This is a genomic window from Pseudosulfitobacter sp. DSM 107133, assembly GCF_022788695.1.
Lineage (GTDB): Bacteria > Pseudomonadota > Alphaproteobacteria > Rhodobacterales > Rhodobacteraceae > Pseudosulfitobacter.
Window position 1 is genome coordinate 12,932 of record NZ_CP085157.1, and the last position, 18,368, is coordinate 31,299.

20 protein-coding genes are annotated in these 18,368 nt (G+C 61.5%); 14 read left to right on the forward strand and 6 right to left on the reverse strand.

Translation table 11 applies throughout. The features are described 5' to 3' along the window. The first annotated feature begins 288 nt into the window (after positions 1-288). The 8 genes from DSM107133_RS21230 to DSM107133_RS21265 all read left to right on the forward strand — a co-directional run bounded on the left by DSM107133_RS21230 (position 289) and on the right by DSM107133_RS21265 (position 3,862). Positions 289-807 carry a DNA repair protein RadC gene (locus tag DSM107133_RS21230; RefSeq protein ID WP_114293642.1) on the forward strand — a complete coding sequence of 173 codons (519 nt, stop codon included), beginning with the start codon at positions 289-291 and terminating at the stop codon, positions 805-807. A gap of 103 nt (positions 808-910) precedes the next feature. Beyond that, positions 911-1,402 carry a DUF6878 family protein gene (locus DSM107133_RS21235; RefSeq protein ID WP_114293641.1) on the forward strand — a complete coding sequence of 164 codons (492 nt, stop codon included), beginning with the start codon at positions 911-913 and terminating at the stop codon, positions 1,400-1,402. A gap of 10 nt (positions 1,403-1,412) precedes the next feature. Beyond that, positions 1,413-1,790 carry a hypothetical protein gene (locus DSM107133_RS21240; protein ID WP_114293707.1) on the forward strand — a complete coding sequence of 126 codons (378 nt, stop codon included), beginning with the start codon at positions 1,413-1,415 and terminating at the stop codon, positions 1,788-1,790. A 1-nt stretch (position 1,791) separates the two neighbouring features. Next, a complete protein-coding gene (locus DSM107133_RS21245; protein WP_114293640.1) occupies positions 1,792-1,989 on the forward strand; it encodes a hypothetical protein in 198 nt (65 codons plus the stop codon). 75 nt (positions 1,990-2,064) lie between these two features. Further along, a complete protein-coding gene (locus DSM107133_RS21250; protein WP_114293639.1) occupies positions 2,065-2,484 on the forward strand; it encodes a hypothetical protein in 420 nt (139 codons plus the stop codon). Further along, the gene (locus DSM107133_RS21255) at positions 2,477-3,121 is read left to right on the forward strand and encodes an antitoxin of toxin-antitoxin stability system (RefSeq protein WP_114293706.1); all 645 of its coding nucleotides are present in this window, start codon (positions 2,477-2,479) and stop codon (positions 3,119-3,121) included. Before DSM107133_RS21250 ends, DSM107133_RS21255 begins: the two co-directional genes overlap by 8 nt. Positions 3,122-3,183: 62 nt before the next feature. After that, complete coding sequence (locus DSM107133_RS21260) at positions 3,184-3,453, forward strand: type II toxin-antitoxin system prevent-host-death family antitoxin (protein ID WP_114293705.1); 270 nt, start codon at positions 3,184-3,186, stop codon at positions 3,451-3,453. Further along, positions 3,446-3,862 carry a hypothetical protein gene (locus DSM107133_RS21265; protein ID WP_240310530.1) on the forward strand — a complete coding sequence of 139 codons (417 nt, stop codon included), beginning with the start codon at positions 3,446-3,448 and terminating at the stop codon, positions 3,860-3,862. The genes DSM107133_RS21260 and DSM107133_RS21265 overlap by 8 nt, the downstream gene beginning before the upstream one ends. A gap of 28 nt (positions 3,863-3,890) precedes the next feature. Here DSM107133_RS21265 and DSM107133_RS21270 read toward each other — a convergent pair whose 3' ends face one another. After that, positions 3,891-4,184 (reverse strand): hypothetical protein, encoded by a 294-nt coding sequence (locus tag DSM107133_RS21270; protein ID WP_114293637.1) that lies wholly within the window; start codon positions 4,182-4,184, stop codon positions 3,891-3,893. Between the two features lie 176 nt (positions 4,185-4,360). Here DSM107133_RS21270 and DSM107133_RS21275 point away from each other — a divergent pair, with 176 nt between their 5' ends. The 5 genes from DSM107133_RS21275 (at position 4,361) to DSM107133_RS21295 (ending at position 11,679) form a co-directional block, all read left to right on the forward strand. Further along, positions 4,361-8,743 (forward strand): bifunctional class I SAM-dependent methyltransferase/DEAD/DEAH box helicase, encoded by a 4,383-nt coding sequence (locus DSM107133_RS21275; RefSeq protein WP_243253628.1) that lies wholly within the window; start codon positions 4,361-4,363, stop codon positions 8,741-8,743. A gap of 3 nt (positions 8,744-8,746) precedes the next feature. Next, on the forward strand, positions 8,747-9,778 hold the full coding sequence (locus DSM107133_RS21280; RefSeq protein WP_243253629.1) for a toprim domain-containing protein: 1,032 nt from the start codon (positions 8,747-8,749) through the stop codon (positions 9,776-9,778). 371 nt (positions 9,779-10,149) lie between these two features. After that, positions 10,150-11,082, forward strand: coding sequence for a DUF2493 domain-containing protein (locus DSM107133_RS21285; protein ID WP_114295052.1), 933 nt, complete (start codon positions 10,150-10,152; stop codon positions 11,080-11,082). An 85-nt stretch (positions 11,083-11,167) separates the two neighbouring features. Next, positions 11,168-11,398 carry a WGR domain-containing protein gene (locus DSM107133_RS21290; protein WP_114295079.1) on the forward strand — a complete coding sequence of 77 codons (231 nt, stop codon included), beginning with the start codon at positions 11,168-11,170 and terminating at the stop codon, positions 11,396-11,398. A 50-nt stretch (positions 11,399-11,448) separates the two neighbouring features. After that, a complete protein-coding gene (locus DSM107133_RS21295; RefSeq protein WP_089423527.1) occupies positions 11,449-11,679 on the forward strand; it encodes a DUF6429 family protein in 231 nt (76 codons plus the stop codon). Between the two features lie 117 nt (positions 11,680-11,796). Here DSM107133_RS21295 and DSM107133_RS21300 read toward each other — a convergent pair whose 3' ends face one another. The 3 genes from DSM107133_RS21300 to DSM107133_RS21310 all read right to left on the reverse strand — a co-directional run bounded on the left by DSM107133_RS21300 (position 11,797) and on the right by DSM107133_RS21310 (position 16,390). After that, positions 11,797-15,114 (reverse strand): hypothetical protein, encoded by a 3,318-nt coding sequence (locus DSM107133_RS21300; protein ID WP_162792138.1) that lies wholly within the window; start codon positions 15,112-15,114, stop codon positions 11,797-11,799. A gap of 665 nt (positions 15,115-15,779) precedes the next feature. Further along, on the reverse strand, positions 15,780-16,049 hold the full coding sequence (locus DSM107133_RS21305; RefSeq protein ID WP_114295054.1) for a hypothetical protein: 270 nt from the start codon (positions 16,047-16,049) through the stop codon (positions 15,780-15,782). A 161-nt stretch (positions 16,050-16,210) separates the two neighbouring features. Next, positions 16,211-16,390, reverse strand: coding sequence for a hypothetical protein (locus DSM107133_RS21310; RefSeq protein WP_114295055.1), 180 nt, complete (start codon positions 16,388-16,390; stop codon positions 16,211-16,213). A gap of 101 nt (positions 16,391-16,491) precedes the next feature. Between DSM107133_RS21310 and DSM107133_RS21315 the strand changes: the two genes are divergently transcribed. Continuing rightward, the gene (locus DSM107133_RS21315) at positions 16,492-16,911 is read left to right on the forward strand and encodes a hypothetical protein (RefSeq protein WP_162792139.1); all 420 of its coding nucleotides are present in this window, start codon (positions 16,492-16,494) and stop codon (positions 16,909-16,911) included. Here DSM107133_RS21315 and DSM107133_RS21320 read toward each other — a convergent pair. Further along, positions 16,868-17,557, reverse strand: coding sequence for a hypothetical protein (locus DSM107133_RS21320; RefSeq protein WP_114273191.1), 690 nt, complete (start codon positions 17,555-17,557; stop codon positions 16,868-16,870). The two genes, DSM107133_RS21315 and DSM107133_RS21320, sit on opposite strands and share 44 nt — an antisense overlap. Continuing rightward, the gene (locus DSM107133_RS21325; protein ID WP_114295057.1) at positions 17,550-18,341 is read right to left on the reverse strand and encodes an AAA family ATPase; all 792 of its coding nucleotides are present in this window, start codon (positions 18,339-18,341) and stop codon (positions 17,550-17,552) included. The genes DSM107133_RS21320 and DSM107133_RS21325 overlap by 8 nt, the downstream gene beginning before the upstream one ends. Positions 18,342-18,368 lie beyond the last annotated feature (27 nt).

Here is an 18,368-nt window from a genome sequence, read left to right on the forward strand (position 1 = left end):
GCGCGGATATATATGCGCACAAGTTCACGCAGCGCCCGACCGTGTTTGGAAACGCGGCAAGAGCTTCCGTAGCTCGTTTCCCAAACCCTTCTGCAATTGGATCGAGTTGCGTCTCGGTCATTACAGATTCCGAACTTTCAATATTAGGCCTTCAGTAGAACAGCCTTCAGCGCGTTTCTGCAAGACATAGAGCCATCACCGCCGCCCCTTTGAGGAAGAGGGCGGCGTTTTGGTCTTTGACGGCTTGAGGTGGGGAGAACGGCTTCCCGCGCCGTCGGAGATATTGCCATGTTTGACCTTCCCCTGCCGATCCAACCGAGCCCGCGCCTGATGGGTCCTGTCCCAAATGGCCCGACTGTCGCTTCTGATCCCAGCCTGCCTTTCGCGCTGACGCGGATGCACCGGACGCCTGCAGCCCTGATGTCGGGCGCCGCTGCCCCTGTGGTCGTTGAGCGTTTTGCGACGCTGGCCGATGCCATGCAGGGGGCGTTTGAGCTTGCCGAGGACAACGGCTCCGATGCAGCGCCGCAGCTTCTAGCCATCCTTGATTGCGACCAGCGCCTGGTTCTTGCCGGGGCCGCCAGTCATGGCGCTGTGGCTTGGTGCCACCCTGTCGCCAATGCTCTTGAGGCGCGGGCCGTTGTGACCGAGGCGGTTCAATTTCGCGCCGAAGCTGGCCGCGCCACTGACTGGCACGAGCCTGAACTGGCACAGCGGCTGCGTCACCGTGCCGATCTGTTGGATGCCCGTCTTGTTGATCCGCTCTGGCGCGCTTTTGCCGCCCGGGCGCTGCAGATCGCGGCGTGACGCCCGAGAGACAGAGGAGGGCTGGGAAGGGTTTGAGCCTTCGGGGGGCAGAAGAGTGCGCCACCCGGGGGGTCTGACCTGTCCTCACCGAACGGAGATATCCATGACCCAGACTGAACCCACTCTGGCCGCCCCGCTGCGGCCTTCCGCTGTCGATTTCGGGGCGATCCTTGCCGCGCATGCCGAACGCACCGCCCGGACCCTCGCCCTGCGCCCCGGCAACAAGGACCGCCTGTTCCATGGCCTCATGGCCGCCGGCATCACTCATGTCACCGTGACCTTCGACGGTGCTGGCGACAGCGGCCAGATCGAAAGCATCGGCGCCTGGGCGGGTGAGACGGCTGTCGACTTCCCCGCAACCGAAATCCCCTATGCCGCGCTGACGTGGGATGATCCCGAGGTCGAGATGCGGCAGCTCTCGCTGGAGGATGTCGTCGAGCAACTCACCTACGACTTCCTCTCCGATACCCATGGCGGTTGGGAAAACAATGACGGCGCGTGGGGCGAGTTCTGCTTCGATGCGTCCGCACGCTGCATCCATCTCGAGTTCAACGAGCGCTTCACCTCGTCCGAACTTTACACGCACGATTTCTGAGGTGGCGGCGATGGCACATCCCTATCACCACGCGCTCTCCTCGGTGAGGAAATGGGGCGGCACGGTCGATGATTTCATCGCCGTGCATACCTGGTTCGACCAGAGCAAGGAGATCACCGCCGATTTTCGGCACCGGGCCCTGCGGCACCATGCCGAGGGCATATTCATGGCCGAGACGATCTTCGGCCAGACCCTCACGCTCTCGACCGGGCGCTTCATCCCGACCCGATGGGTTGGCGAACAACATGTGAAAGAGGATCTCGGCTTCATCCCGAGCTTTGCCGATTGGGTGAAGGCCATCCGGCCCGAACCCTGGATGGGCCGGTCCGAGCGGATCGAGGCGCAGGTCGATCCGCATCACGCCTCGCCCGTGGTCGAGGTCAGCTGACATGACTGATCCCGCATACTTGCGCCTCGGTCTGCCGCCGACGGCATCGCCTCAGACAGTTCTGCGCGCGGCGGTCCGGGCGCTTCACCCCGACACGCGCGCCGTGCGCAGCTTCCGGACGGCGCGCAAGCGCTTCTACCGGCAGATGCTCTGCGCGCATGCCGCGCGACAGGCGGCGGGCGACAGTCCCACCGGCTGATCGCCGCCAACCACTCCTTCATCCCTACACAACGCCCGGCCTCATGGTCGGGTCTTCCCCATTCAGGAGGTCCCCATGGCGGATTACTTCACCTATTTCTCGTGCCTGCTCGACGTTGGCACCCCTGACAAGGCTGCCCGCGCGCTCGCGCTGTTCCAGGAACTCCGCGCTGCGGATCAGGACGCCGATGACCCGGAGGTCGCGGGCTTCGATCTCGTGCGCCAGGATGCCCCCGAGGGCAGCACCCTTTGGATCCATGACGACGACCACGGCGATGTCGAGGCGGTCATCCGCTTCGTGCTGCGCCTGGCGGAAGAGCTCGACCTCATCGGCCTTTGGGGCTTCCAGTACGCCCTGACCTGCTCCCGACCTCGCCTCGACGCCTGCGGCGGCGGCGCGCATGCCATCGATCTCGGTGCTCGCAAGTCTATCGGCTGGACCAGCACGCAAGAATGGCTGGCCGCTGCACTGAATGGGGAGGACGTCGATGCCTGAGATCATCTGCACCAAGGTCTACCAGTTCCCCGAACTCTTGGATGCCGCCAAGGAAAAAGCGCGCAGCTGGTATCGCGAACTCGGCCCCCACGACGACTGGTGGGACGCGGTCTACGAGGATTTCGAGAGGGTCTGCGAGATCCTCGGCATTCGCCTGAAGACCACGCCCGTCCGTCTGATGGGCGGCGGGACACGGGCCAAGCCCTGCATCTGGTTCTCCGGCTTCTGGAGCCAGGGCGACGGAGCCTGCTTCGGAGGCTATTGGTCCCACGCCAAGGGCGCGGCCGCGCGCATCCGGGACTACGCCCCGAGCGACACGACGCTGCATGGTATGGCGGATCGGTTGCAGGCCATCCAGCGGCGGAACTTCTACCAGCTCGCCGCCGAGGTCAGCCATCGCGGGCGCTACTACCACGAATACACCATGTCGGTGGACGTCACCCGCGACAGCCCGACCTGGCAGCCGCCGACCGAGGACGCCGAGGAGACCGTGACCGAGGCGTTCCGCGATCTGGCCCGCTGGCTCTACCGCCAGCTTGAGGCTGAATACGACCACCTGACCTCGGACGAGTCCGTTGAGGACGGCATCATCGCCAATGAATACACCTTCACCGAAGCAGGGCGGCGGTTCGGATGACACATGGGCGGGCGCAACCCATCTCTTGCAGAATATCCAGAATGTATGTATATTCTGCACAAATGGAGACCTCGATCATGCATGATCTTCCCGAGTTCAAGGCGGCCGACCTGACGCGGCACACAAGTGACCTGTTCGACGCGGCCATTCGGTCGCCGATTGCGATCACCAAGCATCGCAAACCCAAATTCGTGCTGATGAGCATGGACCAGTATCAGCAGCTCGCGCGAGGGGCCACACAGCAGGCTCATATGGTTGACGAGATGCCCGAGGATCTCAAGGCGCTGATGATAGAAGGGCTCGAGCGGGACTTGACGCGGGCGGATGACTGAGCCGAGTGCTGGAGAGGTTTTCCACTATCCGTTCCTTTGGAAACGCGAGCAGATGGCGGGTGAGACCGAGGGCCGCAAGACGCGGCCTGTCTGTATCGCCGTCACTGTCGCCAAGTCCGATAGCGAGACCGTGGTGTTCATCCTGCCGATCACGACGCAGCCGCCCTTGCCCTCGCGCAAATTTATCGAGGTGCCACAGATCGAGTCGCAGCGCGTGGGGTTAGAGACCCATGTCCGCAAATGGGTCATGCTGGACGAGATCAACACGGATATTCTGGAGCGGTCCTATGTCTGGGAGGACCGCACGCCCATTGGCACGTTCAGTTCCGTCTTCACATCCAAGATCCAGTCCAGCCTGATCGCGCTTGCCAAGTCGGGCGGGGCATCCGTTGTCGATCGGCTGAAGTAGTCTCGATCACCGCAGGGTCAGCCCAGCTTTACTTGTTCCCGTCGATCCACTTCGACATCAGCCCCTTGTCACGGAAGCATTCATCCGGCACGGCGCGGCGCTTGATGCGGGCGAGGCGCTCGGCAAAGGCGACCTGCTTTGATGTCGGGCGGCTGTCCTGCGCGCCCGGGTTCAGCTTGGCTTGCGCGTCAATCCATGCGCTCAGGGACCGCCGATCTTGCTGAATCTCCCACGGCAAAAGCGTCTGGTTGCGCAGGGCCAGCGCGCGCGCATAGGCGATCTGCTTAGGGGTCGCGGGCAGGGCGTAAGTGGTGCTTTCCATCGGGGATCTCCCTTCCTAGCTTGGCTCTCAAAATAGAACATAACAGGAACAAAGGCAAGCCACCTCAGGAAATCATGGGGTTTGAGAGGAAGAGGAGGGCCGGGGAAGGTCAGGCCTGAGGGTGCCCGAAAGAGGGTGTCCGGGGCTGATCCTGTCCCTCATTCCGGAGTTTCCCGATGACCCATCTCGCCCATTTTGCGACCGAGCGCGCCCTTGCGTCTGTTGTCCCCATCCCGTCCCCCGATACGGCCGCTGCGATCTTGAGGGTGGCCGAAGCGCTGCAGCCTGATCTGGCGCAAGGTTTCCAGATCGACGTGCTGCGCCTGCGCCTTGAGATGGAGCGCGCCTTTGGCGGCTCTGACGCGACCGGCGCCTGGGACTGGAAGCTGGCCTATGAAGCAGGCGAGGCAGCGCTGGTCCTGTTCCTGCGGAAATTCGGCCGCGCGCTGTTGGCGCGGGCGGGCTCGCCCGCAGCGCTGCTGCCGATCCTTGCCAAGGTGTCCGGCCTTTTGCCGACCCATACGCGGCGGTCCGAGGAGATGGAGCGGTTCCAGCAGTTCTCGACGCCGATGCCTATGGGGCTGGCCGCAATGGCTGCAGCACAGATCACCGCGCGCGATCTGGTGCTGGAGCCATCGGCTGGGACGGGCCTTCTGGCGGTCCTCGCGGAAATCGCGGGCGGCAGCCTCGCGCTGAACGAGCTTGCCGACACCCGCGCTGATCTCCTCCGTCGCTTGTTTCCGGGCCGGCCTGTCACGGGCTTTGACGCAGCCCAGATCGACGATCATCTGGACGCGGGGCTGCGCCCGAGCGTGATCCTGATGAACCCGCCGTTCTCGGCGGTGGCCAATGTCGACGCCCGCACCACCGAGGCGACAGCGCGGCATCTGCGCTCTGCGCTCGCGCGCCTGGTCCCCGGCGGACGGCTTGTGGCCATCACCGGCGCCGGTTTCGCGCCCGATGCGCCCGCCTGGGCGGAAACCTTCGCGTGTCTGACCCAGACCGCGCATCTGGTCTTTACGGGTGCTGTGTCGGGTGCGGCCTTCGCCAAGCACGGCACCAGCTTCGAGACGCGGATTTCGGTCTTCGACAAATGCCGCGGTGGCGAGGCGGGCGGCATCACAGCCGATCTGGCGCGCCCGATTTCGTCCGATGTGGCTAGCCTGCTGTCGCTGATCACTGCCCACGTCCCCCCGCGCCTCGCGCTGGACGCCCGAAGCCCTAGCGCGCACGTCCCCACTTCCCCCTTCCCGGGAAACCCTGCCCGCACCACGCGCGCCGCCATCGGCACATCGCGCGCCACGCTCGCAACACCCCTCGCCACCACTGGCGCGCAGCTAGAGGCCACAGACCTCGCCTACACACTGCGCGATGCTACCGAGGATGGAGCCAGCGCGCGCCTGTCGGATGCCATTTATGAGACCTACCGGCTGCAGGCGATCGACATCCCCGGCGCCACACCGCACCCGACCAAGCTTGTGCAATCTGCGGCCATGGCTTCGGTCGCTCCCCCAAAACCCAGCTACCGGCCGAAACTCCCCGCCGCCGTGCTGCGCAACGGTCTGCTCTCCGATGCGCAAATCGAGACCGTGATCTACGCGGGCGAGGCGCATGGCGCGTATCTTGCCGGGTCTTGGACTGTCGATGAAACCGGCGACATGGTCTCGGCCGCGCCCGACGATGCCGCGGACGCCGTCAGCTTCCGCCGTGGCTTCTTCCTTGGCGATGGCACCGGTGCGGGCAAGGGCCGCCAGTCGGCTGGGATTGTGCTCGACAACTGGACGCAGGGTCGGCGCAAAGCGCTCTGGATCTCCAAAAGTGACAAGCTGCTGGAGGATGCGCAGCGCGACTGGTCGGCCCTTGGCCAGGAACGCTTGCTGGTGACGCCGCTGTCGCGCTTTGCGCAAGGCAAAGACATCCCGCTCTCCGAGGGCATTCTGTTCACCACCTATGCCACGCTGCGTTCCGAGGAGCGGAGCGTAAAAAAGTCCCGCGTCGATCAGATCGTCGACTGGCTCGGAGCTGATTTCGACGGGGTGGTCCTCTTTGACGAAAGCCATGCCATGGCCAACGCCGCTGGATCGAAAGGCGAGCGCGGCGATGTCACGGCCTCGCAGCAGGGCAGGGCGGGCCTGCGCCTGCAGCATAAGCTGCCCAATGCCCGCGTGGTCTATGTTTCGGCCACCGGTGCAACGACGGTGCACAACCTCGCCTATGCGCAGCGCCTCGGTCTTTGGGGCGGCGAGGATTTCCCGTTCGCGACGCGCGCGGAATTCGTGCAAGCGATTGAGGCGGGCGGCGTTGCCGCGATGGAGGTCCTGGCCCGCGATCTGCGGTCGCTTGGCCTCTACACGGCGCGCTCGCTGTCCTATGACGGCGTCGAATACGAGATGCTGGAACATGCGCTGACGCCGGAGCAGCGCGGGATCTATGATGCATATGCGCTCGCCTTCGGAGTCATACATCGGAACCTGTCCGCGGCGCTGGAAGCGGCCAACATTACTGGCGAATCCGGCGGTACGCTGAACCGCCAGGCCAAGTCCGCCGCCCGCTCGGCTTTCGAGTCCGCCAAGCAGCGCTTCTTCGGCCATCTGCTCACTTCCATGAAAACCCCGACCCTGATCGCTGCCATCGACGCCGATCTCGCCGCAGGCCACGCGGCCGTCATCCAGATCGTCTCGACAGGCGAGGCGCTGATGGAGCGCCGCCTGTCGGACATCCCCACGGACGAGTGGAACGATCTGCGGGTGGATATCACGCCAAGAGAGGCTTGCCTGGACTACCTCGCCCATTCCTTCCCGGTGCAGCTCTATGAGCCGTTCACCGATAGCGAAGGCAACCTCTCTTCGCGGCCCGTCACGCGCGACGGCCAGCCGGTGGAATGTCGCGAAGCCGCGCGCAGGCGCGACGCGCTGATCGAGCATCTGGCCTCGCTGCCGCCGGTGCCCGGCGCGCTGGACCAGATCGTCCAGCGCTTCGGCACGGATCTGGTGGCGGAAGTGACGGGCCGCTCGCGGCGCATCGTGCGCAAGGGCGAGGGTCATTTGGCGCGGCTCGTCGTCGAAAGCCGGGCGGGGTCTGCCAATCTCGCGGAAACCGCCGCCTTCATGGATGACCAGAAGCGCATCCTGATCTTCTCGGATGCCGGCGGCACCGGGCGCAGCTATCACGCCGATCTTGGCGCCAAGAACCAGCGCCTGCGGGTCCACTATCTGCTGGAACCCGGCTGGAAGGCAGACGCCGCCATCCAAGGATTGGGCCGCACTAACCGGACCAATCAGGCGCAGCCGCCGCTGTTCCGACCCGTCGCCACAGATGTGAAGGCGGAGAAGCGGTTCCTGTCGACCATCGCGCGCCGTCTCGACACACTCGGGGCGATCACGCGTGGCCAACGCCAGACCGGCGGGCAGGGGCTGTTCCGGCCCGAGGACAATCTCGAGTCCCCCTATGCCCGCGACGCTCTGCGCCAGCTTTACCGCCGCCTCTATCGCGGTGATGTTGCGGGCTGCTCGCTCGGGGCGTTTGAGGATGCGACCGGCCTCAGCCTGACTGATGACAACGGTCTGAAGGATGACCTGCCGCCGATCACCACCTTCCTCAATCGCCTGCTGGCGCTCACAATCGACATGCAGGCTGTGCTCTTCGCGGCCTTCGAGGAACTCCTCGACCAACGGATCGAGGGCGCTATCGCCGCCGGGGTCTACGACCTCGGGCTCGAGACGCTGCGCGCCGAAAGCTTTCGCGTCACGGATGCCCGGGTGATCTACACCCATCCCGGTCCCGGCGCGGAAACCCAGCTTCTGACCATCGCGGAGAAGCGGCGCAACACGCCGACCTCGCTCGCGGATGCGCTCGACTGGCTGGACGACCCCAAGGCACGCCTGCTGGTCAACAGCCGCTCGGGCCGCGCCGCGGTGCAGGTGCCTGCCACCAGCCTGATGCTGGATGACGGCACCATCGAGCCGCGCCTGCGGCTGATCCGCCCGACGGAAGCGAGCACGGTTCCGGCCCGAATGATGGAGGACACCCATTGGCTGGAAGCCGACCGCGCGGCCTTCACTGAAGCCTGGACGGCAGAACTGGCCGAGGTGCCGGAATTCACGGAAACCACGCTGCACATCGTGGCGGGCCTCTTGCTGCCGATCTGGAAGCAGCTCCCCCAGGATGAAACCCGCGTCTACCGGCTGCAGACCGATGACGGTCAGCGCATCATCGGTCGCCGCGTTTCGCCGTCGTGGGTCGCGACCACACTTGCCGCCGATGCGCCGAAGCTCACGGCGGCGCAAGTCCATGCCCTTGTTCTGGAGGGCAAGACGGTCGTGCGCTTGGCCGAGGGGATGGAGTTGCACCGGTCCCGCGTCATGGGGGTGAACCGGATAGAACTGTCGGGCTTTTTGGGTGCCGCCAAGGACCGGCTCAAGGCCGATGGCTTCTTCTCCGAGATCATCGCCTGGAAGCTGCGGCTCTTCTGCCCAGCAGACTCCAGCGGCATCACAGTGCTTGATCGTCTGCTTGCACGTTGTCCTGTGACAGGACTACATGCGCGTGGAGGGTGCTGAGCCATGTATTCCGAGACTGAAGATGTGATCCGCGCTCTGGCGGAGAACGCAGAGAGCGTGTGTCGCGCCTACCTTCCCGCCGGACGGCGGGAAGGGTCCTACTGGATCGTCGGCGATTTGCAGAACAACCCCGGCCGGTCGCTCTTCGTGCGGCTGACTGGACCCACATCAGGACCGGGAGCCCGTGGCAAATGGCAGGACGCGGCTGTCGGACTGCATGGCGATCTCCTCGACATCATCCGCGAGCGAACCGGGATCTCGCGCTTTCCCGATCTTCTGGCCGAGGCCCGAGCGCATTTGGGCCGTCCCCAGCCGATCCTCCCGAATACGCCAGTGCCGAAGAAGCCCAAGGCCCCCGGTGGCACACCAGCGGCGGCGGCGCGATTGTTTGCAGCCTCGGTGCCGGTCGCAGGCACGCTTGCTGATACCTACCTTCGCGCCCGGGGCCTGACCCAAGGCGGCATGACGAGTGCGCTGCGCTTCCACCCGAAGTGCTGGCATCGGGATGAGGGCCAGACCCGGAGCATCCCACGACCGGCGTTGATCGCGGCGGTCACCGATGGGGCAGGGGCTTTGCAGGGTGTGCATCGCACCTGGCTGGCTCTTGACGGTCAGGGGAAAGCGGATGTCGAGACGCAGCGGCGTGCCATGGGTCACCTCCTTGGCAATGCTGTCAGGTTGACCCCGCATGAAGACATCCTCGTGGTCGGCGAAGGCATCGAGACCATGCTGTCCCTGTCCGAGGCGGCCTCCGGCCTTCCCGTCTGGGCGGCTCTCTCGTCGGGTCACCTCGGGGCGGTCCAGTTGCCGGAGGGGCTGCAGCGCCTTTACATCGCCATAGACCGCGATCCGGCCGGGCAACGCGCGGCAGAGAGGTTGAGCGCCAGAGCCACAGAGGTCGGGATTGGGTGCCATGTGCTCGAGCCACAACTCGGGGATTTCAACGATGATCTCCGGGCGACCGGCAAAGAGGCGCTGCGCCAGCATCTGGCAGGGCAGATCGGGCTTGAGGATCGGCAGCGCCTGTCAGGCTGAGCAGCATCGCGCAGAGGGTGGTCAGGGGCTGAGGGGGTAGGGGTCCTGCAGTCCTGTCGTGGGTGTGGATCATCACCTTTTGCCTCTTCCCGGGTAAATCTCATCCACCCGACACCCGAGCGGCCTTCAAGAGATGGGCAGGCGGCCGTCAAAGCGGACGCCCCCTCAAGGGCGGCAGGCAAGCTATTTCCGCCGCGGGGGACGAGCCCCCGCTTTGCATCGCGAAGCAAATAGCTTGCCTGCCGCCCTCCTCCACATGCTTTCCGGCCCCGAAGGCGGGGTGAGGGGGCGTCCCCAGTGACAGCTTTCGCAGCCCATGAAGGCCGCGCGGGTTGTCGCGCGGATGAGACAGGCCCGGAGGCAAGAAACAGATGACGATCCACACTAACGACGACACGTATGAACCCGCCCACACCGCATCCCAGACCGCCCATGCGCTCGACGAGTTGCAGCTTTATGGCTTCCGTCCCTTTGATGAGCCCGATCCGCGCCCGATGCCCGATGGGCAGCGCCTTGCGGTCGCCATCGCAGACATCTTCGATGCCCTCGTCGCGAGCCTGGAAGACACCCGCATGGAACCCGACCTCGAAGAGGTGCTCTGGGGCCAGGTCAACCTCTTCCACCGCGCCACGGCGAGGGTTGAGCGGTCGCTCGATGAGAACCAACAGGCGCAGCGCCGCCTCCAGCGCGAGCAGGACGGCTCCGAGGTGAAATCCACCGAACTCGAGCGCCTGACGGCCGAAGGCCTCACCCTGATCGAACGGCGCAACTGCATGGACATGATGCGGGATCACGCCGCCACCGAGTTCGTCCATCACACGGGATCGACCTGGCGGCCCCGCACCGGCTCGATGGTGAACCGTCAGCACATGACCGCCGCGCTCATTGACAGCCGTGACTTCCTCGCCGCCAAGCGCCGCGCAGAAACCGAGGTGATGTTGCCCGCAGGCCCTAAGGTTGCCCTCACCGGCGGGACCGACTTCAACGATCACCGGCTGATCTGGGGAAAGCTCGACCAGGTCCGCACCAAGTATCCCGATATGGTCCTTCTACATGGCGGAAGCCCCAAGGGCGCAGAACTCATCGCCGCCAAATGGGCCGAGGCCCGGGGCGTGACGCAGGTGGCCTTCAAGCCCGATTGGACCAAGCATGCCAAAGCCGCCCCCTTCAAGCGCAACGACGCCATGCTGGAGGTGCTGCCGGTGGGTGTTCTCGTCTTCCCGGGCACCGGCATCCAGGAGAACCTCGCCGACAAGGCCAAGAAGCTGGGCATCCCGGTCATGAAGTTCGAGAAGGGGGCGTGAGCCCCCTTTTCCCCTCGCGGGGAAATCGAGGTGGAAGAGCAGGCTTCCACCTGATATTTTGGAAGAAAGCCTGCTGGATCACGATATGTCTCACTCTGTCGCTCAACTTGAGGTGTTCCCGACCGACCTGCAGATGCGGCGGTTTTACCGCATGAGCATTCAGCCCGATCTCTTTGGGGGCGCCAGCTTGGTGCGCGAATGGGGCCGCATTGGCGCGCGTGGGCAGATGATGATTGAGCAGCATCCAGATGAAGGGCGCGCTGTCACCGCGCTGATGAAACTTGCCGCGATAAAGAAGCGGCGGGGTTATGCATGATGCGCGGCCGCGGTTCGAAAAGCGGGCAGACATAGGAAAACGAGGGGGAGATGGCACTCGACATCGATAAGATTGATGATGCGGCTCTCGCGATCCTTAGCCTGACGCTGCATTACGGCGATCAGGTCTGGAAGGGAGTCGATTGGGCCATCACCAACCGGCTTTTCGAGAACGGCCTGATTTTTGATCCCAAAAACAAGGCGAAATCGCTGAGCCTGACCCCAGAATGGGTCGCGCATGCGCGGGAGATTCTCGCGCGGGATTTCAGCAAGGCTGAGTGACGGGCGGCTTTGCGGGACCTTCCAGTCGTTCGCTGCGCGCCGCACGAATGACCTGCTTGCGCGGAAGCGGATGTCTGAGTGGCAGAATCAGGTGATCGCATGGTAGGCGCAAGTGTCTTATCTCGCCTCCCGAAGGCGCTTCTTCAATTCCATCAATTCAAAGCATGGCGGGTTTTCAATCCCATCCGGCACCAGGATGTTGTCGTCACTGCGAAGTGCCATGCCGTCTTGGTCGTGAACGCCAACCTCCCACGCCTCCCGGACATAGAGCATTCGCTTCAAAATCGAAAGGTCAGTGAAAAACTGCGGTTCACCCTCAGGCCCAAGAACCGCAGGTGCCAGAATGAAACACTGCTTCTCCTCGAAGTCAGATAGAAACGTATCCAGGTTGTTGCTGTTTGGCGGGGTCATGGTTAGCATCCGCGAGGCTTGCATAAACTTCTTGCTTGGGTCCAGACCATCCTTTTTGGGGTCGAAATTCTTGGAGATCGACGCGCGGTAATGTGACGGATGCTGCGCATCAACCCCTCTCAGGAGCGCAATCCGAATAGCATCCTCCTTATCCCGCGACCCGAATTTATCTCGCCATCCGGAAAATATTGAACATGCCGTTTGTTCATCACGAAATATCAGCGCAAGCATGGGAGGATATGCAGGGCCATAACCCGCAAACATTATTCCGTTCCATCCGGCCCTATCCCAGAGATGCAAGTTAATGATGGACTCGACGACGTAACCCCGATGACTTTGAACAATCTTCTCCGGGTCCGTAAATCCCTCGTCCTCTCCCCTACGCTCATCAAGAAACGCTCCCCTTATCACAGTTGGCGCATCACTCTTAAGCTGGTACTCCCTCTCGGAAAGGAACTGCAGCCCCGCGATAGTTGATGCGTGCGTACCGAAAAGCCGATGATTGCCAATGCAAGCATTGCTGAAGCTGATACTGCGCTGGATAACAAACTCGTCTACGAGCTGCGACATGAACCCGTTGTCCTTGTCAGGATTCACCACAGCAATTGCGTCGATAACCCGGGCGCAAAAGTCTATAAGATGATCGCAAAGCGTCTGATGGTGGGCAACATCTCTGACATCCAGTTCGACAGGCCACTTGACCGTCAGCATCATTGAGCCCGGATCAAAAATAATGTCAGGTTCACCGAGGTCTTCGCATATCTCTACCGACACAGACAATTCTGAGGCGTGGGCGAGCATACCCGTCTCAATAGATGTTGCCAGGAAGCCTTCGAGCGCGCCGATATGGGCCTCGCACAGCAAGTGCCCGAACACCGACGCGTCCGCAGTGAATTTCACCTTTACACCCAGGAGGATCACTGAGGCCTCAAACTCGCGGTTCTGGTACATTAGAAGGCGCTTGGGAAGGTCTCGGGCCGCCGGCTGCACAGCGGCCAGCTCTGCAAGTTCTTTGAGTTCATCTATCGAGCCCTCTTCAGGGATCGAGCCATCCTGCTCCAAGCTTTCGGCATGGCCCAGCAAGAGTATCAACGCCATGCGGGCCGAGAACAAACGCAGCTTCTCAAGCATGTCGGGCACAGTGGACAGCGCCCGGAGATCGTCTGCTTCCAGGTTGACGATCTGACACATCAGAAGGCGGTCAAACTCAAGCAGCTTGTTCCGGAGGCCTTCGCGGCCCTCATCGGACAAGGGCAGAACTTCATGCAGGCTGTTCAGCCAGAGGATCACATTCAGCGCATCGACAAACCGTCCGAGCTGTATGGATATCATGGCGAAGAGGCTTGCGGATGGAACAAGCTCCGGCCTGGGGCCGTCAGTGCCATCTGACAAAATGACCATTCTGACCAGCGATGATAGCGACGTCGCGCGCGCTGCCCACAGAAGGCCTGCGCCGCGATAGGCAACAGAAAGACAATAGAGCGTTTCGAACTGCTCTTCCGCGTATTCCTCCTTCATGAAATAAATCGACGCTTTGCCAAGCCAGCGAATGGCCTCTATTGGCTCTTCGGCTTCGAGCCGCTGCTCGCCTCTTCGAAAGAGGATTTTTCCGGCTTTTCCTTCTTTGGCCCTTTCGCCCATAAACTCAGCTAGCTTAAGCACCAGAGCATCGAATGCATCGCTGGCAGGAGCAAAGGGCTGTAGCGCATCGATCACTTGATCGATCATCTCAGCAGGAAATTCTCCAAGTCCATGTGCTTGATCAATAACATCGGAAAGGCCGTTCCAGACTGCATCCAGGCTTTCTACATCTGTCTTGACGGATGCAGACGATAGCTCCAGCAGGTGGCCAAGCGCCTTTCCATAAAGCGCATTGTTTGGCCGGGACGCGTCTGCGCTAATCTCCTGAACCTTGACTCGCAGACGTTCGCCGCGCGCCTCAATCTCAAGTTCCTCAGCACCTTCCCAACCCTGCATAACCCGCGCAGTCAGAACCGTGTACAGGTTGGACAACTTGGATATGTCGTCCGCGTGGTTCTCCTCAAACGCAAGCGCTTCAATCTCCTCGTATGATTCATTGATGGCGTCAATTTCATCGAACCACCACAGATCGGTCCAGGCGCCCTCATAGATGGCCTGCATTTTCTGCCGCCTAGTTCCGTGCTTCTTTGCCAGTTTTATTGCCCGGTCAAATCGACCGACTGTTTCGATCCGCGGCCTTTCCAGCATTCTCGACAACTGCGCAGCTTCCAGAGCGTCCACGACCCGCTGCGTGATTTCTCCGCCGTTTTGTCCTCCCTTGGCGATCCGTTCTTCGAGTGCGTCTAGAGTCTTCCTCCGTTCAAAATCGCGCGGCCCGACCACCATTTTGGACTCGTCATACTGACCAGCCTTCAGATATTCATATGCAAGGTCTTTGTGATCATGCTCAAAAACCCGGTCAATAATCCATGATCTGTCATGAATCGTGACGGGAACATTGAACTTTTTGACGAGTTCGTCCTCGACCCGCAGGCGATCCTTGGATCGCGCCGCGCGGCTGGTGACGAATATAATTCTGTCGTAAGAACGACCTGTATCAACAATGCCCTGGACGTCGCTCCGAACTTTCGGCGCCCATTTTTCCTTCGCGCTGAAAGCAAATCCCCACCTTTCCGCACCTGAGCCTGGCAGTCCCTGAAACCAGCGGTCTGATATCTCGGGCGCAACGGAGTAAGTCTCCGTATCTACTTTTCCGTCGCCGCCGCCCTCCGGCCCGGTCTGAGGACGGAGGTTCGGGCAAATCTCTCTCTCGCACAGCTTGCGCGCAAAAATCTCAAAGTCCTGGTGCTGATTCCGCTGAGTTAAGCTTTCCAAATGATGGCTCAGCTCGGATTTTGCCAATATGTATACGCCCTCAGTTTTGCTGTCCGAGAATAGATAGGGTCTGTTGTGCCTCATGATTTCAGAGGGCCGGGGAAAATTGTTCATATCGAATTCCAAGCGGCCATAAACGCAAGCCAGTGGTACGTAGTGGTTGGGCAAGGTCTCTCGTTTATGGTATGATATGTGCCGTGCAAGCGCTAGATGTTGTTGCCCATATGACCTGAAAGTGGATTCGGTAGGCCTCCTGAACAACGCCAGCCATGGGGTTTACGTGTGTGTGGTGGGCGCACCCTTCGGGCTGGGCTGTTGGGAACGGAGCCTGAGCAGTTCCCATGCTGATCGTCGCGACACTCTCTTCGCCCGAAGGCTTCAGGTCATTCAAGTTGGAAAGCGGTTCCTGATGTTGGACGGTCAAGAATGCTGCGACTGGCGACGAACGGCAGGTTCAGAGATACCGCAATGCGGCGCGAGGCGGCTCGATGAACGACCGCTCTGGGCCGAACACGATGCAGCACCTGGGAAAGAGGCGTCCATGCTGCGATGTGCGTGACTGTCTACAATGGTGAAGGTTTCGACATGGGCAAGCCCCGTAAGCGGGGCCGGGCTGCTGAGGCTGCGCCCTGAATTCTGACCTTGCTGTCTTCCTGTGCCAATACGTCTTGGTCTGTCTCATCCTGAGCCATCCCAAAACGTTTGCCACATGGTCGCCTTCACGATCCGCTTTGAGCCCTGACGGGTCTGCATCCCTCTTGCAAGGCGGACGCTGCCGCCGGGCGAAGCCGAGGGGCTCTAGTCTTCGCCACTTGGCATAAGATTCCGAAGGGCTATGGGTCTGGCTTCTGGTCGAACAGGATAACGCGAGCGCCTTCCTCACTGTCAGGATCGCCTACCAGCGCGAATGGCATATCCGACCCGTTCTTCTCGTAGAGGCAGCGGTATTTCATCTGCCCGCTGAGAGGATCACGCACCCGGTCGTAGCGAAAGCTGTGTTGTATGCCGTCTTCGATCCAGGCCTTGACGCCATCGCGGGTCACGAGTGCAAGCGGCGTGCCGTCAAGCAAGATTGTCTCGCCAACGTTGAAAATCTCTTTCATCTCATGGGTCTCCTATCGGTTCTCTTTGGTAGGGTTGCAAACCGTCGTCGCCCTTGCAACGATCTCTTTCCCGCGTGTGCTCTCTCTCGGTGTCATTGCCCCCGGATCACAACCGCGTCCTGCTCCAGTCGCTTGCAAACATCGTAGGGCTGATGGCAGGTCTATCCTGCGTCATCATAAGGAACGTACTTCAAATTTGCGCTGTCTGCCTGATCAAAGCCATCGGACCATCTGGTACGGCGCATGCCGCAATTCCATCGGAACACGACGCCGACCTCGACATCTTCACCGTTTATTGTCGCCCAAATAACTTCGACGGGATGACCCGCATAATTTTTCATACTTTACTCCTGACCTCCATTTGGTCGGAGCCGCAGCTTTCAGGTGGTGGGTAATTGCCTGCACCTATATACTTAACCGACACAAAACGGAGTTTACAAACTTGCTTTACAGGCCTCTATACATTGCGCTCTTTCTGGGCGCGGCTTCATCGGCTGTCGCTGCCGAATGGGAGATCGGCGTGTCGCGAGGTCTGGAGACCTATGCCGCGACAGCGAACGACGGGACTGTGCTCTTAGTTTGCGATCCCGACCATGTCTACAACTCATACGTGAACCATTCATATTTTTTGTTGCGTTTCGAAGACGGCAGAACGCCACAAAAGGTTGTGTTTCTTGCAACGAGTGGAGAGCAGGCTGCCTTCTCCGTGCGGGACGGGATCGCAACGCACCGAGATGCTGATCCTGCCGAATGGGCGCAGCTCATCGACATGATCGAGACAGGCGGTCAAATCGCTGTCGTGACTGCACGCGATGCCTTTACGCTGGATCAGGACGCGCTGCCCGGGCTTCGATGCCGCTGATCTTTTGAGTGAGCTCTTCGATCTCGGAGTGCAGCAGCGCCTTACCGAAGGCGGATAACAGCTGCGTCACCCCATAGACGTTGAGAGGGTCATCAATGCTTGTCTGCAACGCCGCCACAAGGGTGGCGTCGAGCCTGATCATCGATTTCATAAAGGGGGCACCAGTGCCTTTGGGCTCGGCCAGGCGTGGTCGTGCAGCGGAGGCAATCTCATGCCAGGTTGCGGTGTCGCGCAGGTTTTGCATGCGGGCGCGAACCGCTTTGATCAAGGCACGCCGAACGTAGTCCGGGTCAAGGCCAGATCGTTCTGCCAGCGCATCAATCCGTGCCTGATCCTCAGCCCCGATGCGCACGTAATAGGTTCGAGACTGCGCTTCGGTGCTATTGCTGCAAGCATCGTCCGCCAACGGCTGGGTGGATACCCCTGGGTTGATGCGCGCCGTTTCAGCCGAGGCTGCCTTTTCCCCTTTCCGGGGTTCTTTCTTGTCCACTGAATTTGCCGCTGGGCCTTCTGTCGCGACCGCTGCCGCCGTACTCTGATTGAATGCGGCATATTTCGTGGCGCTCGTGGCGAACTGCCGCGATCGCGCCAGCCTGTCTTCGTTCGAGACAGCGGTCCCGGACCGGTTTGGAATCTTCCTAACCATTGGCAGCGTCCACCATGGCCTCGATGTCGCAAAGGACATCGCTGCATAAGGCGAGGGCGGAGGAAAGATGCCCCGCTTGCAACCGATGACGACGATCTTGTTCATAAATGTCCCGCACATATCCCAGCGGTCCGGTCAGCGGCATGCGCTGGATCGCAGTGAGATGGGGCACCGGCGTGGGCAGAAGTGGCAGGGTTGAAATCACCTCGAAAACCTCAAGGTCCTGCCGGTGAACCCTGCGTCTTGCCGCATCACGCTCAAAGTCATCTCCTGCGGTCACGAAATCGATCGCGCGTTTGTCCGCGTTCATCAATACCGCTGAAAACAGCGGGGCGGGGTCATCCGGCCCGAGGGTCTCGATCATGCGTATAACCCATGTAAGGGTTTTCAGGGCCGCTACGAAATCCGATTGTACCGGCACGGTCGGCACCAGGATCATGTCGCAGGCCAGCGCCAGTGTTTCGGTGTCGGGGTGTTCGCCGGGGCGGGTGTCGATCAGAACCAGATCAACACCTTCAGCCTCAAAGCTGTCCAGCGCGTGGTAAAGGCCTTCAACGGTCTCGGGGGCATCGGCCACGGTCAAGCCTGTGGGCCATGGAAGGCGTGGCAGATCACCGAAGTCGGCGCGCGCGCTTTTTGATTCCCATTCGAGGATTTGCTTGTCAGCATCCGCATCCATGACATGCACACGGCGGCCGCGTGCGAGCATGGCGGACGCAAGCATCTGTATGAGAGTTGTCTTTCCCGAACCGCCCTTCGCGGAGATGGCCGTCACAACAAGCATTCAATGTCTCCATAACGTATATTTTGT